The following is a 21520-nucleotide window of genomic DNA, read 5'->3' as shown; positions in this document are numbered from 1 at the left end:
GTTGCGATCCGCCTTTGTAGACTTCGTTCGTTCGCAAAATAACGAGGTGGAGACAATGAGCGGAATTGCGCCCAACAGCGCCGGACATGCCGGGCTGACGGCTGATATCAAGGAAACGATGGTTCCCGATGCCGAGCGTCGGCGCGCGTTGCTGGGCAGCGCGGTAGGCAGCACGATCGAATGGTACGACTACTTCCTGTACGGAACGATGGCGTCCATCATCTTCGCAAAGCAGTTCTTCCCGAGCACCGATCCGTTGGTCAGCCAGTTGCTGGCGCTCGCCGCGTTCGCGCTGGCCTTTGTGATTCGTCCACTGGGCGGCGTGATTTTCGCGCACATCGGCGACCGCGTCGGGCGCAAGAAGACGCTGGCCATCACGCTTTCGATGATGGGGATGTCGACGGTGTGCATGGGATTACTGCCCAACTACGACCAGATCGGCGTGTGGGCGCCGATCCTGCTGTCGGTGCTGCGCCTGATGCAGGGCCTGGCGCTGGGCGGCGAGTGGGGGGGCGGTGTGCTGCTGGCCGTGGAATATTCGCCGCGCCATCGCCGTGGCTTCTTCGGTGCGGTGCCGCAAACCGGCGCCGTGCTCGGGCTGGCGCTGGGCAACATCATCACGTCGCTGCTGAGCAATGCGATGAGCGACGCGGACTTCCAGAGTTGGGGATGGCGCATTCCGTTCGTCGGTTCGATTGTGCTGGTGCTGATCGGGATGTGGATTCGCAACGCCGTTGGGGAGACGCCGTCGTTCAAGAAGATTCTCGCCACGCGCAGCCACGCGCGCATTCCGCTCAAGGAGACGCTCCAGGACCACTGGCGCGTCGTGCTGATCGCGATTGGCGCCAAGGTGGTGGAGACCTCGACCTTCTTCCTTTACGCCACTTACACGGTCTCGTACATGATCGGCCACGGCTTCCAGCGCTCGGACATTCTGAACATCGTGCTGGTCTGCGCCCTGATTGCTTTCCCGTTCATGTTGTATTTCGGGCATCTCTCGGACAAGATCGGCCGCAAGAAGGTGTTCATTTACGGCAGTCTCGCCTTCATTGCGTGGATCGGGCCGTTCTTCTGGCTGCTGAATCAGAAATCGATCGTGCTGGCGGCGCTTGCGGTGGGGGTCGGCCTCAGCGTGATCTGGACGACCTACGGCTCGATGATCGGCACGCTGCTGGCCGAGGCATTTCCGGCAAGCATTCGTTACACAGGCATGTCGCTGGGCTACCAGATCGGCGCGGCGCTCGTGGGCGGGCCAATGCCGCTGATCGCCACGGCGCTGGTCGCCTACTTCGGCGGCAGCTACGTGCCGGTGGTCGTCTTCATGATGGGGTGCGCATTGGTGTCGATCGTGGCGGTCGCCTTCGCCAAGGACCGCAGCGGCCTGCCGCTCGACGACTGATCGTCGCCGGGGGGGGCGCCGATCTCCGTCGGGCGCCGGCGGCTTCGAAGTTCCGGGACTGCCCGACGGATGACTTGGCCAGATGCCTGCACCGCCGTATCTATGCCACGCGCAAGTCCCAGAGCACATCCAGCACGTGTTGCGTGGCACGCTCCACATGACCTGCGCGATGGGCGATGCCGAGACGACGCCAAAGCGCGGGTCGCAGCGGGCGCATGACGATACGGTTGTCGGGCACCGGTGTCGTCGCCTCGTTGGGCAACAGCGCCGCGCCATATCCGGCGGCCACGAGGCTTTTGATCGCGTCGTTGTAGTTCAGCTCGATGCGCGGCACGGGGCGGTGCCCGCTCGTGGCGAACCACTCCGAGGTCAGCCGTGAGAGGCGGGTGGTGGCGTCATTGAGAATCAGCGGCTGCGCCGCCAGCCATTCCGGCGTGATGCGTGCCGGACACTGCCAGTGCGCCGGCACGAACGCCATCACCGGGTCGCGTCGCCACGGCTTGATGACCAGACCGGCAACCGGCGGTTGCGGCAGCGCCACCAGCCCGATGTCCAGGGTGCCGTCCACCAGTCGAGCGAGCGTCTCCTGCGACGTGAGTACCGCCACCTGAACGTCGATCGCCGGATGGTCTCGGCGCAAGGCTTCGAGCGCCTGCGGCAAGAGGTGCGCGATGGCCCCGGTCGACGCGCCCAGGCGCACCCGTCCCTCAAGCCCTTCCACCTGGCGCTGGATATCGTCGAGCGCCTGTTCGGCATCGGCCAGCAGCCGGCGCGCGCGCGTCACGAGCGCTTCGCCAATGGCGGTCGGACGCACCTGCGCTCGCTTGCGAGACAGCAGGGGCGCGCCAATGCGGGCCTCCAACTCTGCGATGTGAAGGCTCACGGTCGGCGCGGCAAGGTGCAGGGCACGCGCCGCTTCCGCAAACGAACCCCGCTCGGCAATGGCCACCAGCGTACGCAGGCGGTCCAGGCTGATCTCTCGCATGTCGATATCCAGGTTCAGGAAAAGTGAACGTCATTGTTGTGAAATTCAACTTTCCTTATTCTACCCGCACGCGGAATATGAGGGCTCCTTCCCCCTTTTCGAGCCTGCCTCGCGCAGGCCATTGCGCTCATGAGCTCTCCCGTAATCTTTATCGATGGCGATCAAGGCACGACCGGACTGCAGATTCACGAACGGTTGCGCGACCGCACGGATATCCGGTTGTTCACGCTTCCCGCCGCGCAACGCAAGGACGCGACGCGGCGCGCGCAGGCTATCAATGACTGCGATATCGCCATTCTTTGCCTGCCGGACGAGGCCGCGCGCGAGGCCGTGAAAGCCATCGTCAATCCGGCCGTGCGGGTCATCGACGCGAGTTCCGCCCACCGCACGCAGCCGGACTGGACCTATGGCTTTCCGGAAATGACGCCGGAGCAGGCAGAGCGCATTGCCAATGCGCGCCGAGTGACCAACCCTGGCTGCTATCCGACCGGTGCGATCGCTTTGTTGCGCCCGTTGTTGCAGGCCGGACTCATTCCGGACGACTATCCGATCAGCGTGCACGCGGTCTCGGGCTATTCCGGTGGGGGACGTGCGAGGGTGGAAGCCTTCGAGGGGCCGGAAGCCGCCGGCGCGCCCGCCTACCAGGCATATGGATTGCAGCTCGCGCACAAGCACACGCCGGAGATTGCCCTGCACGCCGGGCTTGCACATCGCCCGATCTTCTCGCCGGCCTATGGTGCTTTCCGCCAGGGCATCCTGCTCACGGTGCCGCTGGTGCTCCGGCATTTGCCGTCCGGCGTGGACGGCGCACGCTTGCACGCGTGCCTCGCACGGCACTATGCCCAAGCGGCCCATGTCAGCGTGGTGCCGCTGGAGGCGTCGGACGCGCAGACGCATCTCGACCCGCAGGCACTGAACGGTACGAACGACATGCATCTGTGCGTGCATCGGAACGAGGCGCATGGTCAGGTGCTGTTGTCGGCAGTGTTCGACAATCTCGGCAAGGGGGCGTCTGGCGCGGCGGTCCAGAATCTCGATCTGATGCTGGCGCAAGTGTGAGGCACCGGTGCGACTGTCGTCCCCCCCCCCGGAGGGAAGGTGCTGCGCCTCAGGAGGCCGACGTCGTCGGGGGCGCGACGTCGGTGCCCCTGCGCCTAAGCACTACGTGGGTAGCCTTCTCCGATGCGACGAAAGTCTCGCATTCGTATCCGAGTGCCTGCAGGTCGAGGCCCGTGAACAGGGCCTCGCCACGTCCAAGCAGTACCGGCGAGATCGCGACGTGCAGCGTATCGATGAGTCCCTCGCGCAAATACTGACGAATGGTGTTTGCGCCGCCGCCAATCCGGACATCCTTACCGGCCGCCGCCGCACGGGCGCGCTCGAGCGCTTCGTGAATGCCGCCGGTGACGAAATGGAACGTCGTGCCGCCTTCCATTGCGACATCGGGTCGCGCGTAATGCGTCAGAACGAACACTGGCGCGTGATACGGCGGGTTGTCGCCCCACCAGCCTTTCCATTCGCTGTCGGGCCAGTCTCCCCGAATCGGGCCGAACATGTTGCGCCCGAGGATCCAGGCCCCGACGTTCTGAAAGCCGCGTGCGGCGAATTCGTCGTCGATGCCGGTCGTGCCGCTGTCGTTGCCGAAGAGCGAGCGCTGGAATGTCCGCGTCGGCACCAGCCATTGATGCAATTGCGTGCCCCCCACACCGAGTGGATGGTCGATGTCCTGATCCGGCCCGGCGCCGAATCCGTCGAGCGAGAGGGTGAAGCCGTCAACGCGTACGCGTGCCATCGTCTGCCTCCGGTTTGGTCGTTTGTCATGCTGCCACGTTCGCCGCCAACCTTCGTCCGCACCGCCGCCGGTCGACGAAGCCACTCTACCGGACATTGCCGACGTGGGTAAATCCCGCCCGGATTCGGCAAACATAAACGTGAACGTACACGTTGTGCTATGATCGTGCCATAGTCTGTTCACGCAAGGTTTACGTCATGTCAACGTCCGCTGCCGAATCCGGTCATGTCACGGTTCGCGAGGCTGCCGAGCGGCTCGGCGTGACGCCACGCACGCTCAAGTATTACGAGGAGAAGGGGCTGATTGTCCCGACGCGGAGCGAGGGTCATTACCGGCTGTACACGCAAGAGGATCTCGAGAAGTTCGTGCGGATCCTGCGCATGCGTTCTCTGGGATTTTCGCTGCAGACCATTGCCGAGATTCTGTCGAAACCCATCGAGACGTCGACGCCGACCAGCACTGCGGTGTCGCTGGCGTCGCTGCGCGAAGTCGAAGCGTCGCTGGTGCGTCAGGTGGAGGCTGTCGATGCGAGGATTCAGGCCGTGCGCAAGGAGATGCGCGAAGCGATGGCGGTGCGCGACGAGATCGAGTACGACCTTCAGTACATTCGGCGCCGCATTGCCGGCGAGCCCAAGGACGCATTGATTCGCGAGCGTCGCGAGCGCGCGCTGGCCAAACGCGGGACGGGGCAGGGGACACCGAAAGCCCGGAAGGCTGCTGAAAAATGAGCGGGGTCGCCAGTGCCTTGCCCGCACGGGGAGGCGGATACCTTTCGCGGTTTCGGGACGAGTTCTTCCCGTGGGCCATCGCTCTCGCGACCGGGCTGGACTATTTCGACAACGCCGGGTTCGCATTCTTTACCAGCTATATCGCTGGCGGCATCAACGCTTCGCCGGACGAACTCGTCTGGGCGTCGAGCGCGTATGCGGTCGCGTCCGTGCTCGGCATCCTTCAGCAGCAATGGTGGGTGGAGCGCCTGGGGTACCGGCGGTATGTCGGTGGCAGCCTGCTGCTGTTTGCCGCCGGGGCAGTGGCCGCGGCACTGAGCGAGTCGTCGATCGAGCTGGCGCTCGCCCGTGGATTCCAGGGGTACTTCATCGGCCCGATGATGAGCGCTTGCCGCATTCTTATCCAGACGAGAATGACGCTGCAGCGCCGACCCGTGGCGGTCCGGGTTTTCCTGCTGATGATTCTGATCGGCAGTGCGCTTGCTCCGCTCGCAGGCGGCTACCTGATTGGCCGTTTCGGATGGCGGTCGTTGTTCGTGGCCACCGGTTTTGGCGGCGTGGTGCTCGGGCTGTTTGCCGTGCTCGCCGTTCCGTCCGCCGGACGCGTGCTTCACGAGCATCGCGGCGAAGCGCATTTCTGGCCATATATGCTGTTCGCGTTTGCGCAAGGGGCGCTACAGATCGCGATGCAACAGGTTCGCTTCGAGCTGTTCGGCTCATCGCCAGAGCTGATTTTCCTCACGGGGGCCGGACTGGTCGCGCTTGGCGGATTCATCTGGCAGCAGTGGCATCATCCGCGCCCGCTGCTTCGTCTGCACGCGCTTCGCGAGAAGACGTTTCAGGCCGGGATCATGCTCTATATCGCGTTCTACTACCTGAGCAATTCGATGGGGTTTCTCGTCTCCCGACTGCTGGAGGGCGGATTGCACTATCCCGTGGAGAATGCCGGGCGGCTGGTGGGGCTCACGTCGCTCGTCTCGGTCGCCGGCGCGCTGATCTATTTCCGTGTCTCCGCGCGCGTCACGCACAAGAAGTGGATGATCGTGCCGGGCTTTCTGATGGCGGCGCTCATTGCAATCTGGATGATGCACATGCCGCCCGACGTGAGCACATCGTGGCTCATCGTGCCGCTTGTGCTGCGCGGACTGCTTCTGCTCATGATCGCGTTGCCGGTCGCCAACGTCACGTTCCGCATCTTCGCGCTGGAGGAGTTTCATCACGGTTACCGGTTCAAGAACATCGTCAAGCAACTGACCTACTCGTTCGCCACGGCCACCATGATCATCCTGCAGCAACACCGCGTTGCCGTGCACGAAACCCGTCTGAACGAGTCGGTGTCCCTTTTCAACCCCGCGTTTCAGGAGATGTTCGGCAAGTTGTCGCACGGCTACGAGGCGATGGGATATTCGGTGCAACAGGCGGCATCGCTGGCGCTGTCGACGATTCATACCCAGGTGGTGCAGCAAGCGAGCTTTCTCGGCTCGCTCGACGGCTTCTCGGTACTCGTGTGGGTGTCGCTCCTGGGCGCCGTGTGTGCATTCGTTCAGAAGCGGATCGACTGATGGCTCCGATGCGAATGGCCCGGTATTGGTATCTATAAATTCGCCCGTTTCGTCACGTGATCGACGCATTGCGCGGATGACCTCTGGCTTAGAATAGGGGCTCTGTCGAAAGAACCGTCATGGCCGTTGCCATGGAAGGCTTTCATTCTTGCATCCATTCCATGATGAAGATGAGCACGCCTTTCATTTCCCTGTGCCCGGAGATCACGCGGGCCAACGCACTGAATCTGATCGATTGGCTGGACGACGAGGACGTTGTCCGCTACCTCAGCGATTCGCGCCACGTTTCCCGATCCATCGAGCAAGTCATCGAGCGCGTGCAGTTGCCGGTGCTGACCCATCTGTTCAACCAGGGAGGCCGGTTCTTCATGGCCTACGACCGACATGACGCCCCGATCGGCTTTGTCCGCCTCGTCAAGACAGGTAAGGACTGCGAAATTGTCCTGGTCGTCGGTGATCGCGACAACTGGGGCCGCAGGCTTGGCGCCGGGGCGCTGCGCGCGGGAATGAAGCTCGCCTTCTTCGAGATGCGCGCCGAGACGCTCGTCGCCAGGATTCACGTGGATAACACGCGCTCGCTCAGGGCCTTCATGCGTTGCGGATTCGAGCCTCACGGCGAGACGCCTACGATGAAAGCGCTCGCTATGACCTCCGAGCGCTATCTACAGTATCTGCGCGAGAGCACGCCGGGCGACACGACCGAGATCCACATCACCGAGATCGATCAGACACGACTCAGGCACCTCGTCGCGATGGAGGCGGGCCCGGCACTGGTCGATCTGGAGCACGAGATCGAGCGGGCCATTGTCGTCGACGCACGGCAGGTAGCCAGCGACGTGGTCACGATGAACGCCAGGGCACGACTCAGGCTCGACGACGAGACCGTGGACGTGGACCTCGTCTACCCGCACGACGCCGACGAGAGCGCCGGTAAGGTGTCGATCTTCTCCGAAGTTGGCTCCGCGATCCTCGGCTATAAGGCGGGCGATGCGATCGATTGGCGGATTCGGAACCGGACTCGCCGTATTCGCATCGAGAAGGTGCTTTACCAGCCCGAAGCCGCCGGCGACTTCGATCGATAGGATGACGGCGTCGCATCGACGCGACGCGCGGGGGCGATTTCATGCATGCTTCGCGTCGGGCGTGTGGCCGCCCTCGCCATCGTGATGGCGATCGCGGTCACGTCGGCGATTGGGCGCAGGTTCACCAGCGCACGGTGCGTCCGAGGTAGTCGAGGTACTCGAGACCCGGCCGGCCGAGCTTGTCGAGCAGCACGTTCACGACACCTGGCACACTTTCCTCGATCGACAATCGCCCCTGGGGGCCGCCCAGTTCCGTACGCACCCAGCCCGGCGCGATGAGCGCCATGGGGCGTGGGGTATGGACCTGGCGCGCGGCGAAGCTGCGCATGAACTGGTTCAGCGCGGCCTTGCTGCCGCGGTAGAGCTCACGCTGGCCGGACTCGTTGTCGGAGATGCTGCCCTGGCCCGACGACATCACACCGATCAGACCCGCGGCACGCACCCGGTCGCAGAGACGTTCGACGACACGCATGGGGCCGAGGGCGTTCGTGATCATGAGATCCACGAAATCCTGCGTCGACACTTCGCCGATGTGCTGCGTCGGGTCGGGATTGGTCGTGCCCGCATTGACGAACAGCATGTCGAACGTTCGGTCGCGCAAGCGCTCGAGCAAGGCCGAGATCTGTTCGCACCGCGTGATGTCCAGCGTCTCGATTTCCACGCAGTCCGGGTGCGCTTCGGCCAGATCGTGCAGCAGCGTCCGGCCGCTGCCGGCGCGCACGGTGCCTACCACGCGCCATCCCCTGTGGACGAACTCCGCGGCCATCGCGTGGCCGAGGCCGCGCGAGGCACCAATCAGGAGGAGGGAGGGTAAATGCGTTGGGGTTTCAGGCATGAGGTTCTCCGTCGTTCGATCGAATGCATCGATTCTCCGCCCTCGGGAAACGTTGCACCAGACGCCTTGCCTGCAATTGTGGGTTGCAGTGAACGCCATAGGTGTGCGATTTCGTTTATGCTGCGCGAATGTCGCGCATCGATCTGAACCTACTGACGGCTCTGGACGCGCTGCTGAGCGAACGAAGCGTCACGGGCGCGGCTCGGCGGCTGAAAATCAGCGTGTCGGCCATGAGCCGTACGCTCGCCCGGCTTCGTGCTGCGACGGGGGATCGCCTGCTCCTTCAGGCGGGGCGATCGCTGGTGTTGACCCCTTACGCCGAGCAACTGAGCCAGCGGGTGCCTTCGCTGACACGCGACGTGGAAGCGACGCTGGGGCGCGCCGAACACCGGTTCGACGCCGGCACCCTCGTGCAACGTTTCACGGTGCGCGCTGGTGAAGGGTTTATCGACCTGCTCGGTGCCGCACTGCTCACGCGCCTTCGGTGCGAGGCGCCGGGGGTGCAGATTCGTTTCGCACCGAAGGCCGATTGGGATGCCCAACCGCTCAGGGACGGCACGATCGATCTCGAGATCGGTATCGTCAGGGCGTCGGCGCCCGAAGTGCGCACGCGCAGACTCTTTCGGGACCGCTATGTCGGCATTTGCCGAAGCGCTCACCCGCTCATGCGCATGCGACGCGTGAGCACAGCGCGCTGGTTTAAGTACGCGCACGTGATGGTTTCGCGCACGGGAGACCCGGAAAACCCAGTCGATCTGGCGATTGCGTCATCCGAAACGCCGCGAAACGTGCCCGTGGTGGTGCCGTCGTATACGAGCGCAATGCAACTGGTGCGCCATTCCGACTGGCTCGCGATCGTCCCGCGTTCGTGCCTCGGCAATGCGTTCGCCCCGGATCACGCCGCAAGCATGGGCTTGCAATCCTTCGACTTGCCGTTGGCAGCCTCCGATTTCCATGTTTCGGCGATCTGGCATCCCCGCCTCGATCACGATCCGGCGCAGCGCTGGTTCCGCACGCAAGTGCGCGAGTTGTGCGAGGGGGCCTATCGGTAGGGTAAGGTGCGGCCCGAGCGCACGTCGGCGGGAGCCGGGCGGACTGCATAGTTACTTGACTGCCATACTGGCTTCGGCTTCCTTCAGAAACCCGCTGATTTGCTGTTCCGCAAATCGCTTCTTCATGTTCGTCTTCTTCTCCGAAAACGAACTTTACTAGACTCCGGCTGGCCCTGTTTGTAGGGGGCAGGTCAGTGCAATGTCGCTACGAAGCTAAGCGTATCCGCTAAGATTGCACAACGAATTAATGCCAGGTGAAAAAATGGATTGTGTCGAAGTGAAGTCCTGTCACGGCCGAGCTTCGTTGAATATGCGAGTCACGTCTCGCGCTTTGGACGAGACACTGTTTATCGCAACGCTCACGAATCCACCATTCCACGGCGAGGTGGGATCGTCAACTTATGTGGTGGGGCCGATTTCTGCATTTTTCCGCGACATGGCGGAGGCATGGACTGGGTGGGACGGCGCGAAGCGTTGGACTTCCATAGATGGAGAGTTGAAACTCTCGGCGACAATTACCAGGCTTGGGCAAGTCACGCTCACAATTGAACTTGCCACCTTGACGAGTTCGATGTCGACACATCTCGCGCTCGAGGCTGGCAGCCTAGAGCAGATTGCGCGGGACGTCTCGCAAGTCTTCGAAATCGGCCCTTCTCCCGAGTAAGAATAGGCGTGGCCGTAACCGTTTGAACAACGAATGGCCATCCCATTGTTTCAAGTAGTTACTGGGCGTCGGGGCAACCGTTTTTGTTACTAACATCACCACCCCGTCTCCGAACCTCCGATCGTGCTAAAATCTTTGACTGATCAAACATTGATCCGTCAAAAAAATGGCTCCCAGTCCCAGCACCCCGCACTCGGCGGGGCAGGTGTTGCCCTTTCGACAGTCGCTCGTGGCGATGCTCGGGCTTTGTTTCTGCACGATGATGGTGGCGCTCGACCAGACGGTCGTCGGCACGGCGCTGCCGACCATTGTCGCCGAGCTCAAGGGCTTCGAGTACTACGCCTGGGTCGCAACGTCGTATCTCCTGACCTCCGTCATCACCGTGCCGATCTTCGGTCGGCTCGGTGATTTCTATGGCCGCAAACGCTTCGTGATGGCGGCCATCATCGTATTTACGGCCGCGTCCGTACTTTGCGGCGCGGCCAGCAGCATGCCTTTCCTCGTCATCGCACGTGCCCTGCAGGGCATTGGCGGCGGCATGCTCGTCGGCACCGCCTTCGCATGCGTGCCTGAACTCTTCCCCGACTCGCACGTGCGCCTGCGCTGGCAGGTCATGCTCAGCTCCGCGTTCGGCATCGCCAACGCCATCGGCCCGTCGCTCGGCGGTTTCCTCACCGAAGCCTACGGCTGGCGCTCGGTGTTCTACGTCAACCTGCCCGTCGGGCTGCTCGGCGTATGGTTCGTCGGTCGACACCTGCCTCACATGCGCGCCGACGAACACGGCAAGACGAGCCTCGACTGGCTCGGCGCACTGCTCATCGCCGCCGCACTCGGCAGCCTGCAAATGCTCGTGGAGTGGCTGCCGGCGGACGGCCTGTCGCGTGGCGTGCTCGCGCTGCTCGTCGTGTTCGTGGTCGCCTCCTACGTGCTCTACGCGTGGGAGAAGCGAACGTCTCACCCGATCCTGCCGTTCGAGATGTTCCGCGACAAAAGCCTCGCGCCGCTCTTCGTGCTGTCGGTCTTCGCAGGCTTCACGATGTTCGGCATCCTCTTCTACGCGCCCCTGATGTTGCAGGGCGGCTTCGGCCTGTCGCCGCGCGAAACCGGTCTGCTCGTCACGCCGCTGGTGGTCTGCATCACCGTCGGCAGCATCGTCAACGGACGCCTCATCACGCGCTTGCGCAATCCGAACGTAATGCTCTACGGCGGTTTCCTGCTGCTCGCGCTCGCCTGCGCCGGCATCATCACCACCCATCGCGGTACCTCGCACGCGCTGCTCGCGAGCTACATGTTCATCGCCGGCCTCGGCCTCGGTTTCGTGATGCCCAATCTCACGGTTTTCGCGCAGGAAGTCGCCGGCCGCGCGCATCTGGGCATCGCCACCGCGCTCATGCAGTCGCTGCGCATGATCGGCGGAATGCTCGGCACGGCCATCGTCGGCACGCTGGTGAATCACAGCTACACCGCCCGCGTGAAGGACGCCCTCGCCGCAAACGATGGCACCCAATGGACCGGGCAACTCACCGATCCGCAGATCCTCGTGAACGCGCAAGCCCAAAGCGACTTCCTCACGACGCTCGCCCACATGGGCCAGAACGGCGCCCTGTTCATCGAGTCGGCACGCTCGTCGCTGGTCGCCGCGATTCACAACGGGCAGATGATGTCGCTCGCCGCGGCACTCGCCGGCCTGTGGTTCGTGCGGCGCGTGCCGCTCATTCGTCTGACGCGCGGCGCCAAGGCGTCGCCGCCGCCCGCGGAGTGACGCCATGCCGACCCCTCAGAAACGCAACGTCATCCAGCAACTCAGCCTGACGTACCGCGCGATGATGCTCGCCTTCGACGCAAAGGTCGGACACCCGTTGCCGAGATGGCGAATCATTCTCACGCTCGCCGAACAAGGCACCTGCTCGCAGAAGTATCTGGCCGAACATTGCCGGCTCGACCCGGCGTCGCTCACACGCCAGTTGCAGTCCATGGAAGCACTCGGCTGGCTCACTCGCGCACCCGATCCGGACGACAACCGCCTCACCAATGTCACGCTCACTACCGCCGGTGCCGAGGTGTACGAGGAGGCCACGCCGCGTCGCCAGGCTTTCTTCGACGACGCGCTCGAAGGCATGACGCCCGCCGAGATCGCGACGCTGGAAAGCGCATTGGGCCATCTCGAGGAACAGTTCAAGTCGGTGGTGGTCCGCGCGAAATCGACCGCGCCGGACGCCCGGCCCGCCACGCGACGCAGTCCTGCGGAACCCGTCAACACGGAGCCGCCGCCACCGGCGCGCAAACGGTCGTCACGCAATCCGGCATGAGCGGTCTTCCCGGGCATGCAATAGGCCACCAGATCTGAACGGCACCCCGAAAGCTGGACGTAAGTCCGACCTTCGGGGCTTTGTCATGGCAAAGCACGACGCACAGTTCGTGCCGGCGGTCGTGAAGGTGGTTTTATCCGGCGTTGCGGAGGGGGGCGTCGGCACGGCGACGCATCCCCGGTCAGAAGAATGTCTGCACGATGTCAACGACGTTGTAGTCGCTGTCGACCACGGGCAGATGACGCCATTTGTCGAACGTCAGGCACGGGTGCGAAATGTCGAACGCGATCATGTCGCCCACGCGGATGTCGTCGCCCGGCGCAATGCGCAGGTATGCGTGCTGATCCATCATGCCGGTGACTTCCCAATGCGCCGGCGTCGCCTTCGGTGTCTTGTCCTCGCCGGGACGAAACTGTTGCGCCGGTTCGGGCATGCCCGCATCGAATGCGGCGTCGCGCTTGCCCAGCGCGATGATCGCCCGCTCCGGTTCCGGAATCGATTGCACGTAGGCCCAGAGCTGGAGCGCCGGTTGCAACTGCGAGCGCATCTGCCTTGCGATGGGATTGCGCGTGGCGATTTGCGCCTGCGCTGCCTTGTAGATGCCCACGTCGTGCGTAAGGTAGCAGCCGGGGCGCAGCACGACGTCGAGCGCTACCCCGACGTCCTTGTGCGCGAACTCGTCGGCCACCACGTCGTACCATGCCGACCCGGCGCCCGAGAGCACCGCAGGCGTGCGCTCGATGCGACCTGCCGCGACCAGCTCGCGCGTGGTGCTCACGGCACGTTGGAGGAACGCGCGAATGTCCGGCTCGGTACTCAGCACGCCCTCGTAGACTTCCACGCCCGCGAGCTTGACGGCGTCCGGGTAGCGGGCGAGGGCATCGAGCACGGCGCGTTGCTGTGCGTCGTCGCGCACGCCGGTGCGTCCGCCCGTCACGCCCAACTCGATGAGCACCTGAATCGACTGGCCGCGCGCCCGGAAGAAGGTGCCTAGATGCACCACGGCCTCTGCCGAGTCCACCAGGCAGAAGAATTCGAAATCGGGATCTTTCAGCAAGTCGGCGATCAACGCCATGTTGCGCTTGCCGACCAACTGGTTCGCCATGAGCACCCGGCGCACCCCGTGGTGGTACGCCGCATTGGTTTGCTGCGCCGTGGCAAGCGTAATGCCCCACGCGCCGCCCTCGAGTTGCCGACGGAACAGCTTCGGTGCCATCGTCGTCTTGCCGTGCGGGGCGAGTTTCACGCCGTACTCGTGCACGAATCGTTGCATCCACGCGAGGTTGTGACGGATCTTGTCTTCATAAAGCACCGCCGTGGGCAGGCTCAGGTCTTCGGCGAGCAGATTCCATCCGAGGCCGGCCGTCGCCGACGGCGCCAGCGGCGTGGGCATCGCCCCAAGACCCTTGTTCAGGGTATCGATCATGCCGTGCTGATAGTTTGTATCATTCATCGAGAATCCTCCGCGTGACCTTGCGCCGACGTCTGCCGGATGGTTCGTATAATAGCTTTGAATTACCAGGGTTTGACAAATTTGTTATAAAGTAACAAAAATCGAGAAAACGACTTGAACCGACGTCACGGCGAATTGCCGGGGCGCCCGACCGCACGCATGGACCGGAATATGGCCGAAACCTTCGATATCGTGACGCGCGTTGCCGAGCGCAGCGACCACCTGAGTCAGGCGGAGCGCAAAGTCGCGCAGGTGGTGCTCGAAGACGTGGCGGGCGCCGCGGCGGCGTCGATCAATGTGCTCGCCGAGCGCGCCGGGGTGAGCGAGGCCAGCGTGACCCGCTTCGCCAAGGCAATGGGCTGCCGGGATGTGCGGGACCTGAAGCTGCGTCTGGCACAGGCGGCGGTGGTGGGGCAGCGCTTTCTGGGCGCGAACGCCGCCAACGCGCAGGACGGCTCGGGCGAGACCATCGACCGGATCGCCGACGATATTCAGACGACGCTTCAGGTGCATCGCGGACTCATCAAGCCAGACGTGGTGCGTCGTGCCGCGGGGCGGTTGCTGTCGGCGCGCATGGTCTACGCGTTCGGCATGGGGGGCGGGTCGTCGCTCATGGCCGACGAGGCCCGTTACCGGCTCGTGCGGCTGGGGCGCCCGGTGGCAAGCTATCAGGATGCCGTGCTCGCCCGCATGGTCGCCGGCACGCTCGGTCGGGACGACGTGGTGCTCGCCTTTTCGGTGAGCGGCCATACGCCGGAGCTGGTGTCGGCGTGCGAGATCGCGCGGGAATATGGCGCGCAGGTGGTGGCGGTCACGGCGACGGCATCGCCCCTCGCGACACTGGCCGACGAGGTGCTGCCGATTCGCGCGCTGGAAACGGATTTCATTTTCAAACCGTCGTCGTCGCGCTACGCGATGCTGCTCGCAATGGACGTGCTGGCCACGGAGCTGGCGTTGCTCGCCAAGCCGCAGAGTCAGGCGCTGTTGCGGCGCATCAAGTACGTGCTGGACACGCATCGGGGCGGCGGCGATCGCCAGCCCCTGGGAGACTGACATGACTGACTGCCTCGCGAACCGCACGGTGGACACCCTCATCACCGATGTGCGACTGGCCGACGGCTCCGGCGCGCCGGTCACCGACGAGCGCTTCGATGTCGCGCTGCGCGACGGCCGCATTCATACCGTGGCGCCGGCCGGCGTGCTTGCCGGCTGGCAGGCCTCGCAGCGGATCGCGGGGCGGGCTCAGGTGCTGAGTCCCGGCTTTATCGACGTGCACACGCATGACGATACCAACGTGATACGCACCCCCGACATGACGCCGAAGCTCTCGCAAGGCGTGACGACGGTGGTCGTGGGCAACTGCGGGATCAGCGCCGCGCCGGTCACGCTCGGGGGCGATCCGCCCGATCCGATGAACCTGCTCGGCGAGGCCGACGCTTTCCGCTATCCGACGTTCGCGGCCTATGTCGAAGCGCTGGAGCGGGCGCAGCCGGCGATCAACGTGGCCGCGCTCATCGGTCACACAGCGCTGCGCAACAATCATATGGACCGCCTCGACCGCCCTGCGACGGAAGCGGAAATCGAGGGGATGCGCGCGCAGTTGCGCGAAGCGCTGGCCAACGGCGCGCTGGGCTTGTCCACGGGCCTCGCCTATGCGAATGCGAACGCCGCGCCCACGGAAGAGGTGCTCGCGCTGGCCGAGCCGCTTGCCGAAGCGGGCGGGCTGTATGCCACGCATCTGCGCACGGAGTTCGCCGAGATCCTCGAGGCGCTCGACGAGGCATTCCGCATTGGACGGCACGCGCGCGTACCGGTGGTCGTGTCGCACCTGAAGTGTGCCGGCGTCGACAACTGGGGACGCAGCACCGAGATTCTCGACGCGCTCGACAAGGCACGGCGCTTCCAGCCGGTTGGCTGCGATTGCTATCCATACACGGCCAGCTCGTCGACGCTCGATCTCAAGCAGGTCACCGACGACTTCGACATTCTCGTGACATGGTCGCAGCCGCACCCGGAGCAGGGCGGCAAGCTGCTCGCGGAAATCGCTGCGCAGTGGGGTGTGGGGCTGATGGATGCCGCAACACGGCTTCAGCCGGCAGGTGCGGTGTACCACTGCATGGAAGAGGACGACGTGCGGCGCATTCTTCGTCACCCCGCGACGGTCGTGGGCTCGGATGGTCTGCCCAATGACCCGCTGCCGCACCCGCGACTGTGGGGCGCATTCCCGCGCGTGCTGGGTCGGTACAGCCGCGAGCAGCAATTGTTCCCGCTGGCCGAGGCCGTCCATAAAATGACAGGATTGTCGGCCGAGCGCTTCGGGCTGACCGGGCGGGGCTTCGTGCGCGAGGGCTACTGGGCTGATCTGGTCCTGTTCGATCCGGACACCGTGGCCGATGCCGCGACCTTCACCGATCCCATGCAGCCGGCTCACGGTATCGCCGCCGTGTGGGTCAATGGCGTGCTGTCGTGGCAGGACCGTGCACCCACGCAGCATGCGCGAGCCGGACGCTTTGTGCGGCGTGGCACGCCGCAGCCGGTACTTTGATCAATGTTGCGGCCCACAGGCGTGTGGCGGCCGTGTTGTCGAAAGGAGCAATGATGAGCATCAAACGATATGGCGTGGAAGGCGGGCAGGGCACAGGTGGCCAGCGCATGCCGTTCGCACGCGCAACCGAAGCCGACGGCTTTCTGTTCGTCTCGGGGCAGACCCCGATGCGGGACGGCGAGGTGATCGATGGCGGCATCGTCGCCCAGTCGCATCAGGCGATTCGCAACATGCTGGCGATTCTCGCGGAGGCCGGCTACGGCACCGAGCACGTGATGCGCGTCGGCGTATGGCTCGACGATCCGCGTGACTTCGCGTCGTTCAACAAGGTGTTCAAGGAGTACTTCGGCGAACACCCGCCCGCGCGCGCCTGTGTGGTGTCGAGCATGGTCATCGATTGCAAGGTCGAGGTGGATTGCGTCGCTTACAAGAAGCCCGCGGCGTGAGCGCGCTCCCGTGAGCGTGCGATCCGCGCGGTGTCGCCGGTGTGGCGATGCCGTGCGCAGGTTCGAGGAAGCCGGCGATTTCGCCGGCTTTTTTGTGGTGGCCACCACGAACGCAAGCATCGGGGCATCGCCGCTGTACTGAGCACTCGCCTTGACCGGTACCTTGGTATCCGTTTCGCAAAGGTTGCGGTTGAGCTTCGATGGCAACGGGAGGTTGGCGCGCGCAGTCTGCAATCTCTTCATCAAAGAGGAGGTGGACCGTGTTTCATGGACTGGAGGGCGTCAGCCGGAGCGCCCCGGCATTACATCGAACCGAAGGCGTTGCCGACGACGCCCGTGTCGTCATCGACTTCCCGCCATCGCCCGACGACATCCGGTTGTACAACCAGCGCATGTCGCACCTGAGCCAGGCCGGTTGGCATTCGGGCCTGTCGGGACTCTCGCTCGTCGTGCTGGGTCTGCTGGGCGTGGGGTGCAGCGCCTACGCTTGTATGCAGACTTCGTTGCGGGGCGACGAAGCGGTTTTCGCGGACGAGCATCGCTGGCTGGGCTACGCGTTTGGGGGCAGCGTTGCGCTGCTTTCCACGTGGTCGATCACGTTCGGCCTGAGTGAAATCTGCGTGTGTGCGAGAAAGCGCCGCGAAGCCCGGCAGGAGATGCAGGCGATGAGCGCGAGCGTGCGCTTCGATGCGCGCTCCGGGGAGGCCAACGGCCGTGACTTCGTTTGAGATTCCAGCCGATACGACGCCGCCGTCGCGGCATGTCGCGAGCGACATCGCGGCGATCCGCGATGCGGTGCGCGACGCCCAGGCGCGCTGCGCTGCGATGGACCTGCCGTCCCCGGGGACGTGGGACGCCGCGCGGTGCGATGCTGCCTACCGTTGTGGTTACGGCGCGTTCGAGCGCGGCGATTACGCGCAGGCGATCGAGTGCTTCGCCCCGTTGCTCTCGGCTTGCCCGCAACAGGCGGACTATGCCATGGCGCTCGCCCTGTGCGCACAACGTCTTGGCGAGCCGCGGGCGGCGCTGCCGCTTTTCATGGCGGCGGCGCTGATCGATCGGGAGGCGCCCGGGCCGATGTATCAGGTCGGCGAATGTCTGTTCGAGCTAGCGCATTACGAAGCGGCCGGTCGCGCCATGCGCGAGACGATGCGTCGCTGCGGCGGACAGCCGGGGTTTGCCGCCGTGCGCCGCGCCGCGCAGCGCGTCATGGCGACGGCGCACACCATGGCATGACGCCTCGGCGCCTGCCTGCAAACGAGCACGGCGGCGGGACCGGTTCGGATCCCGCCGCCGTCTGGCGTGCCGGTCGGGCGACGCAGCCTTACTGGCGAGCCGTGCGCGCGTTGTCGGGCATCGGCAGCGTGAAATTGGTGCGGAACGGGTTGATGTCGAGCCCGCCGCGCCGCGTGTATCGTGCGTACACCGCCAATTGGCTGGGCTTGCACTGCCGAAGGATGTCCATGAAGATGCCCTCCACGCACTGCTCGTGAAAGCCCGTGTGGCGCCGATAGGAAATCACGTACTTGAGCAGGCCCTCCTGATCGATCGGCGGGCCGACGTAGCGAATCTGCAGGCTGCCCCAGTCGGGTTGTCCCGTCACGGGGCAGTTGGACTTGAGCAGGTTCGACACGAGGGTTTCGTCGACGTGGGGTTCGTCGAACGCGGCCTTGAGCAGGGTGGCGTCGGGCGCGTACACGTCGGTCTCGATATCGAGACGATCGACGAGCAGGCCGTCGAGTTCGTCGAGTTCGAGCTTGCCGAAGCCGCCCGGCTCGATGAGCCGCACCTGCACCGGCGCCCCCGCGGCTTCGGACAGATCCTGTTGAATCAATGCGCGTGCCGCGTCGGCGTTGGCCAGGCGGGTTTGGGCGAACGAGCCGAGATAGAGCTTGAAGGACTTCGATTCGATGATGTTCGGCGAGTCGGCCGGCACCATGGCGGTGAGCAGCGCGATCTGCGGCTTGCCCTTTTCATTGAGCCACGAGAGTTCGTAGCCGTTCCAGATGTCGGCGCCGAAGAACGGCAATGCGTCGGGCACGCCGATCGCCGCGCGCGCCGGCGCACGGGCGATCGGGAAGAGCAGGGACGGGTCGTACTGCTCGGTATAGGCAACTTCCTTGCCGAGCGGAGATTGGTCAGGCGTTGTCATGGTTCGCAATGCCACTGATGACGTGACCGGTGGGGGTGACCCGCGCGGCCGACTCGCAGTGGCGTGTCTGATCGTCGAAGAAGAAATCGGGCTCGAATTCGCGCAGGAACGCGCCTTTGTCCAGCCCGCCCAGGAACATCGCCTCGTCGATGTCGATTTTCCAGTCCATGAGCGTGCGAATCGCGCGCTCGTGTGCCGGCGCCGAACGCGCGGTCACGAGCGCGGTGCGGATCTTGACCGGCACTTCGTGTCCCGCGAGCGTTTGCAGGCGGTGCAGCGCCTGCAGCAGGGGCTTGAACGGCCCCGGCGGCAATGGCGTGGCGGCGCGCTCGATCTCGTGCCGCTGGAACGCGTCGAGCCCGTTGCGCTGGAACACTTGCTCGGCTTCGTCGGAGAAGAGCACCGCGTCGCCGTCGAAGGCGATGCGGATCTCGTCCGGGTGCAGTTCCGCCTTTTTCGCGGAGTCGGGGTAGACGCGCGCGGCAGGGAAGCCGGCCGTGAGGGCGCTGCGCACGTCTCGCTCGTTGGCCGAGAGGAACAGGTGCGCGCCCAGGGCGTTGAGGTAACCGAACGGTTCGCGCCCGCGCGTGAACACACCGCGCTCGATCTTGAGGTCGACCTGCCGCGCGGAACGAAACACACGCATGCCGCTCACGGGATCGTTGCGCGAGAGCACCACGACTTCCACGCGATGCCGGTCGGTCCCGTCCTGATTGAAAGCGAGGAGCTTCTGCACGAGCGGAAACGCCACGCCAATGCGCGCGGGCACGTCGAGGCGGTCGAGCTGGTAGCGCATGTAGGACTGGTCGTCGCCGCTTGCCACGCCCGCCTCGTACACGCGGTTCTCTTCTTCGAAGTCGAACAGCGCGCGCGAGGATATCGCGACGACAAGTTTGTTCTCGAGCGTGATGGGCATGGTGGCGGTGACGTTATGTCCTGAGGCGTTGCGGATGCGTAAGTCGGCGGCTCACCCGAGGAACAGCTTGTAGACGGGGTTGTCGCTTTCGTCCCAGTAAGGATAGCCGAGCGTGGCGAGGAAGTCGCGGAACGCGGCCTTCTCGTCGTCCGGCACCTGAATGCCTACGAGGATGTTGCTGTAATCGGCGCCCTGATTCCGGTAGTGGAACAGGCTGATGTTCCAGTTCGGGCTCATGGCCGAGAGGAATTTCATCAGCGCGCCAGGACGTTCCGGGAACTCGAAGCGATAGAGCACTTCGTTGCTCGCGAGTGCGGAGCGCCCGCCCACCATGTAGCGGATGTGCTGCTTGGAGAGTTCGTCGTTGGACAGATCGAGCGTGGGGAACCCGTGGCGCTCGAAGCCCGCTTTGATCCGTTCGCCCTCGTCGCGATTGTGCATCTGGATGCCCACGAAGATGTGCGCGCTGGACGCCTCGCTGATTCGGTAATTGAACTCCGTCACATTGCGACTGCCCACCACTTCGGTGAAGCGCTTGAAGCTGCCGCGTGCCTCGGGAATGGTCACGGCGAACACGGCTTCGCGCGCCTCGCCGACTTCGGCGCGCTCGGCGACGAAGCGCAGGCGGTCGAAGTTCATGTTGGCGCCGGACGTGATCGCCACGAGCGTCTCGGCCTTGAGCTTTTCACGCTCGGCGTAGACCTTGGCGCCCGCCACGGACAACGCGCCGGAAGGTTCGAGCACGCTGCGGGTGTCCTGGAAAACGTCCTTGATGGCCGCGCAGAGCTGGTCGGTGTCCACGCGAACGACTTCGTCGAGGTGGGCCTGGCACAGCCGGAAGGTCTCGGCGCCGACGTATTTGACGGCGGTGCCGTCCGCGAACAGACCCACGTCGTTCAGGAGCACGCGCTCGCCGGCGTGGATGGATTGCGCCATGGCGTCGGAGTCGACGGACTGTACGCCGATGATCTTGATCTCGGGACGCACGGCCTTGACGTATGCGGCGACGCCGGCGGCGAGCCCGCCACCGCCGATGGGCACGAAGATGGCGTGCAGCGGACCCTGGTGCTGGCGCAGGATTTCCATGCCGATGGTGCCTTGGCCGGCAATGACGTCGGGGTCGTCGAACGGCGGCACGAAGGTCAGGCCGCGTTCGCTCTGCAAGGTCATGGCGTGGGCGTAGGCGTCGCTGTAGGAATCGCCGGCCAGCACGACTTCGACGGCGCGCCCGCCGTGTGTCCGCACGGCGTCGATCTTGACCTGCGGGGTGGTGACGGGCATGACGATGACGGCCTTGCAGCCAAGGCGCGCGGCGGAATACGCCACGCCCTGGGCGTGATTGCCGGCCGAGGCGGTGAGCACGCCGCGTTCGCGTTCGGCCTCGCTGAGGTTGGCCATCTTGTTGTATGCGCCCCGAATCTTGAAGGAGAACACCGTCTGGTTGTCTTCGCGCTTCAGATAAATTCGATTGTGCAGCCGCATGGAGAGCGTGCGTGCCAATTCGAGTTCGCTTTCCTTGGCGACGTCGTAGACTTTTGCGGTCAGGATCTTCTTCAGATAGTCGGGAGCTGCATCGGACATGATTTAAGGCTTCTTCAGG

Annotated in this window: 21 protein-coding genes; 14 read left to right on the top strand and 7 right to left on the bottom strand. The window is 64.5% G+C overall.

The window, feature by feature from the left end:
* Positions 1–55 precede the first annotated feature (55 nt).
* A complete protein-coding gene (locus PMO31116_RS04490) occupies positions 56–1399 on the top strand; it encodes an MFS transporter (protein ID WP_150565670.1) in 1344 nt (447 codons plus the stop codon).
* A 100-nt stretch (positions 1400–1499) separates the two neighbouring features.
* On the opposite strand, the gene PMO31116_RS04485 is transcribed toward PMO31116_RS04490, so the two are convergent.
* Positions 1500–2384: a LysR family transcriptional regulator gene (locus PMO31116_RS04485; RefSeq protein ID WP_150565669.1), complete on the bottom strand. Its 885-nt coding sequence runs from the start codon at positions 2382–2384 to the stop codon at positions 1500–1502.
* A gap of 129 nt (positions 2385–2513) precedes the next feature.
* Here PMO31116_RS04485 and argC point away from each other — a divergent pair, with 129 nt between their 5' ends.
* A complete protein-coding gene (argC, locus tag PMO31116_RS04480) occupies positions 2514–3443 on the top strand; it encodes an N-acetyl-gamma-glutamyl-phosphate reductase (protein ID WP_150565668.1) in 930 nt (309 codons plus the stop codon).
* A gap of 49 nt (positions 3444–3492) precedes the next feature.
* Here argC and PMO31116_RS04475 read toward each other — a convergent pair whose 3' ends face one another.
* The gene (locus PMO31116_RS04475) at positions 3493–4176 is read right to left on the bottom strand and encodes a dihydrofolate reductase family protein (protein ID WP_150565667.1); all 684 of its coding nucleotides are present in this window, start codon (positions 4174–4176) and stop codon (positions 3493–3495) included.
* Between the two features lie 197 nt (positions 4177–4373).
* Here PMO31116_RS04475 and PMO31116_RS04470 point away from each other — a divergent pair, with 197 nt between their 5' ends.
* The 3 genes from PMO31116_RS04470 to PMO31116_RS04460 all read left to right on the top strand — a co-directional run bounded on the left by PMO31116_RS04470 (position 4374) and on the right by PMO31116_RS04460 (position 7548).
* Positions 4374–4904: a MerR family transcriptional regulator gene (locus PMO31116_RS04470; RefSeq protein WP_150565666.1), complete on the top strand. Its 531-nt coding sequence runs from the start codon at positions 4374–4376 to the stop codon at positions 4902–4904.
* Positions 4901–6466 (top strand): MFS transporter, encoded by a 1566-nt coding sequence (locus PMO31116_RS04465; protein ID WP_150565665.1) that lies wholly within the window; start codon positions 4901–4903, stop codon positions 6464–6466. Before PMO31116_RS04470 ends, PMO31116_RS04465 begins: the two co-directional genes overlap by 4 nt.
* A gap of 119 nt (positions 6467–6585) precedes the next feature.
* A complete protein-coding gene (locus PMO31116_RS04460; RefSeq protein WP_145862905.1) occupies positions 6586–7548 on the top strand; it encodes a bifunctional GNAT family N-acetyltransferase/nucleoside diphosphate kinase regulator in 963 nt (320 codons plus the stop codon).
* Positions 7549–7669: 121 nt separating this feature from the next.
* On the opposite strand, the gene PMO31116_RS04455 is transcribed toward PMO31116_RS04460, so the two are convergent.
* Positions 7670–8383: an SDR family NAD(P)-dependent oxidoreductase gene (locus tag PMO31116_RS04455; protein WP_150565664.1), complete on the bottom strand. Its 714-nt coding sequence runs from the start codon at positions 8381–8383 to the stop codon at positions 7670–7672.
* A 128-nt stretch (positions 8384–8511) separates the two neighbouring features.
* On the opposite strand from PMO31116_RS04455, the gene PMO31116_RS04450 reads away from it, so the two are divergent.
* The 4 genes from PMO31116_RS04450 (at position 8512) to PMO31116_RS04435 (ending at position 12408) form a co-directional block, all read left to right on the top strand.
* On the top strand, positions 8512–9435 hold the full coding sequence (locus PMO31116_RS04450; protein WP_150565663.1) for a LysR family transcriptional regulator: 924 nt from the start codon (positions 8512–8514) through the stop codon (positions 9433–9435).
* Positions 9436–9697: 262 nt separating this feature from the next.
* Positions 9698–10099 carry a DUF6228 family protein gene (locus tag PMO31116_RS04445; protein ID WP_150565662.1) on the top strand — a complete coding sequence of 134 codons (402 nt, stop codon included), beginning with the start codon at positions 9698–9700 and terminating at the stop codon, positions 10097–10099.
* A gap of 166 nt (positions 10100–10265) precedes the next feature.
* Positions 10266–11861 (top strand): MDR family MFS transporter, encoded by a 1596-nt coding sequence (locus PMO31116_RS04440; RefSeq protein ID WP_150565661.1) that lies wholly within the window; start codon positions 10266–10268, stop codon positions 11859–11861.
* Positions 11862–11865: 4 nt separating this feature from the next.
* Positions 11866–12408 (top strand): MarR family winged helix-turn-helix transcriptional regulator, encoded by a 543-nt coding sequence (locus PMO31116_RS04435; protein WP_150565660.1) that lies wholly within the window; start codon positions 11866–11868, stop codon positions 12406–12408.
* A gap of 181 nt (positions 12409–12589) precedes the next feature.
* Here PMO31116_RS04435 and PMO31116_RS04430 read toward each other — a convergent pair whose 3' ends face one another.
* Positions 12590–13861 carry an amino acid deaminase gene (locus tag PMO31116_RS04430; RefSeq protein ID WP_150565659.1) on the bottom strand — a complete coding sequence of 424 codons (1272 nt, stop codon included), beginning with the start codon at positions 13859–13861 and terminating at the stop codon, positions 12590–12592.
* A gap of 171 nt (positions 13862–14032) precedes the next feature.
* Here PMO31116_RS04430 and PMO31116_RS04425 point away from each other — a divergent pair, with 171 nt between their 5' ends.
* The 5 genes from PMO31116_RS04425 (at position 14033) to PMO31116_RS04405 (ending at position 18088) form a co-directional block, all read left to right on the top strand.
* Positions 14033–14914 (top strand): MurR/RpiR family transcriptional regulator, encoded by an 882-nt coding sequence (locus tag PMO31116_RS04425; protein ID WP_023597544.1) that lies wholly within the window; start codon positions 14033–14035, stop codon positions 14912–14914.
* Between the two features lies 1 nt (position 14915).
* Positions 14916–16406: an N-acyl-D-amino-acid deacylase family protein gene (locus tag PMO31116_RS04420; protein ID WP_150565658.1), complete on the top strand. Its 1491-nt coding sequence runs from the start codon at positions 14916–14918 to the stop codon at positions 16404–16406.
* A 53-nt stretch (positions 16407–16459) separates the two neighbouring features.
* Positions 16460–16852, top strand: a complete 393-nt coding sequence (locus PMO31116_RS04415) for a RidA family protein (RefSeq protein ID WP_174970894.1) — start codon at positions 16460–16462, stop codon at positions 16850–16852.
* A 260-nt stretch (positions 16853–17112) separates the two neighbouring features.
* Positions 17113–17580 (top strand): hypothetical protein, encoded by a 468-nt coding sequence (locus tag PMO31116_RS04410; protein ID WP_150565657.1) that lies wholly within the window; start codon positions 17113–17115, stop codon positions 17578–17580.
* Positions 17567–18088, top strand: coding sequence for a CDC27 family protein (locus tag PMO31116_RS04405; protein WP_150565656.1), 522 nt, complete (start codon positions 17567–17569; stop codon positions 18086–18088). Before PMO31116_RS04410 ends, PMO31116_RS04405 begins: the two co-directional genes overlap by 14 nt.
* Before the next feature lie 88 nt (positions 18089–18176).
* Here the strand turns inward: PMO31116_RS04405 and queF are convergent, their stop codons facing one another.
* The 3 genes from queF to ilvA are packed head-to-tail and all read right to left on the bottom strand — an operon-like array spanning position 18177 to position 21501.
* Positions 18177–19004: an NADPH-dependent 7-cyano-7-deazaguanine reductase QueF gene (gene queF, locus PMO31116_RS04400; RefSeq protein WP_150565655.1), complete on the bottom strand. Its 828-nt coding sequence runs from the start codon at positions 19002–19004 to the stop codon at positions 18177–18179.
* Positions 18991–19920, bottom strand: a complete 930-nt coding sequence (locus PMO31116_RS04395; RefSeq protein ID WP_023597538.1) for a 5'-nucleotidase — start codon at positions 19918–19920, stop codon at positions 18991–18993. Before PMO31116_RS04395 ends, queF begins: the two co-directional genes overlap by 14 nt.
* Before the next feature lie 51 nt (positions 19921–19971).
* Positions 19972–21501 (bottom strand): threonine ammonia-lyase, biosynthetic, encoded by a 1530-nt coding sequence (gene ilvA / locus PMO31116_RS04390; RefSeq protein WP_150565654.1) that lies wholly within the window; start codon positions 21499–21501, stop codon positions 19972–19974.
* Positions 21502–21520: the final 19 nt, after the last annotated feature.

This window comes from Pandoraea morbifera (assembly GCF_902459575.1).
GTDB lineage: Bacteria > Pseudomonadota > Gammaproteobacteria > Burkholderiales > Burkholderiaceae > Pandoraea > Pandoraea morbifera.
The sequence above is the reverse complement of the archived record's forward strand: the minus strand, read 5'-3'. Positions and strand labels throughout refer to the sequence as shown.

What these genes read in the sequence shown, in the direction of transcription:
- PMO31116_RS04420 (WP_150565658.1), top strand. Translation starts at nt 14,916, where the DNA reads ATGACTGACTGCCTCGCGAACCGCACGGTGGACACCCTCATCACCGAT.
- ilvA (WP_150565654.1), bottom strand. Translation starts at nt 21,501, where the DNA reads ATGTCCGATGCAGCTCCCGACTATCTGAAGAAGATCCTGACCGCAAAA.
- PMO31116_RS04455 (WP_150565664.1), bottom strand. Translation starts at nt 8,383, where the DNA reads ATGCCTGAAACCCCAACGCATTTACCCTCCCTCCTCCTGATTGGTGCC.
- PMO31116_RS04445 (WP_150565662.1), top strand. Translation starts at nt 9,698, where the DNA reads ATGGATTGTGTCGAAGTGAAGTCCTGTCACGGCCGAGCTTCGTTGAAT.
- PMO31116_RS04490 (WP_150565670.1), top strand. Translation starts at nt 56, where the DNA reads ATGAGCGGAATTGCGCCCAACAGCGCCGGACATGCCGGGCTGACGGCT.
- PMO31116_RS04440 (WP_150565661.1), top strand. Translation starts at nt 10,266, where the DNA reads ATGGCTCCCAGTCCCAGCACCCCGCACTCGGCGGGGCAGGTGTTGCCC.
- PMO31116_RS04450 (WP_150565663.1), top strand. Translation starts at nt 8,512, where the DNA reads ATGTCGCGCATCGATCTGAACCTACTGACGGCTCTGGACGCGCTGCTG.
- PMO31116_RS04415 (WP_174970894.1), top strand. Translation starts at nt 16,460, where the DNA reads ATGAGCATCAAACGATATGGCGTGGAAGGCGGGCAGGGCACAGGTGGC.
- PMO31116_RS04460 (WP_145862905.1), top strand. Translation starts at nt 6,586, where the DNA reads ATGGCCGTTGCCATGGAAGGCTTTCATTCTTGCATCCATTCCATGATG.
- PMO31116_RS04395 (WP_023597538.1), bottom strand. Translation starts at nt 19,920, where the DNA reads ATGCCCATCACGCTCGAGAACAAACTTGTCGTCGCGATATCCTCGCGC.
- PMO31116_RS04435 (WP_150565660.1), top strand. Translation starts at nt 11,866, where the DNA reads ATGCCGACCCCTCAGAAACGCAACGTCATCCAGCAACTCAGCCTGACG.
- PMO31116_RS04430 (WP_150565659.1), bottom strand. Translation starts at nt 13,861, where the DNA reads ATGAATGATACAAACTATCAGCACGGCATGATCGATACCCTGAACAAG.
- PMO31116_RS04470 (WP_150565666.1), top strand. Translation starts at nt 4,374, where the DNA reads ATGTCAACGTCCGCTGCCGAATCCGGTCATGTCACGGTTCGCGAGGCT.
- queF (WP_150565655.1), bottom strand. Translation starts at nt 19,004, where the DNA reads ATGACAACGCCTGACCAATCTCCGCTCGGCAAGGAAGTTGCCTATACC.
- PMO31116_RS04425 (WP_023597544.1), top strand. Translation starts at nt 14,033, where the DNA reads ATGGCCGAAACCTTCGATATCGTGACGCGCGTTGCCGAGCGCAGCGAC.
- PMO31116_RS04465 (WP_150565665.1), top strand. Translation starts at nt 4,901, where the DNA reads ATGAGCGGGGTCGCCAGTGCCTTGCCCGCACGGGGAGGCGGATACCTT.
- PMO31116_RS04485 (WP_150565669.1), bottom strand. Translation starts at nt 2,384, where the DNA reads ATGCGAGAGATCAGCCTGGACCGCCTGCGTACGCTGGTGGCCATTGCC.
- argC (WP_150565668.1), top strand. Translation starts at nt 2,514, where the DNA reads ATGAGCTCTCCCGTAATCTTTATCGATGGCGATCAAGGCACGACCGGA.
- PMO31116_RS04475 (WP_150565667.1), bottom strand. Translation starts at nt 4,176, where the DNA reads ATGGCACGCGTACGCGTTGACGGCTTCACCCTCTCGCTCGACGGATTC.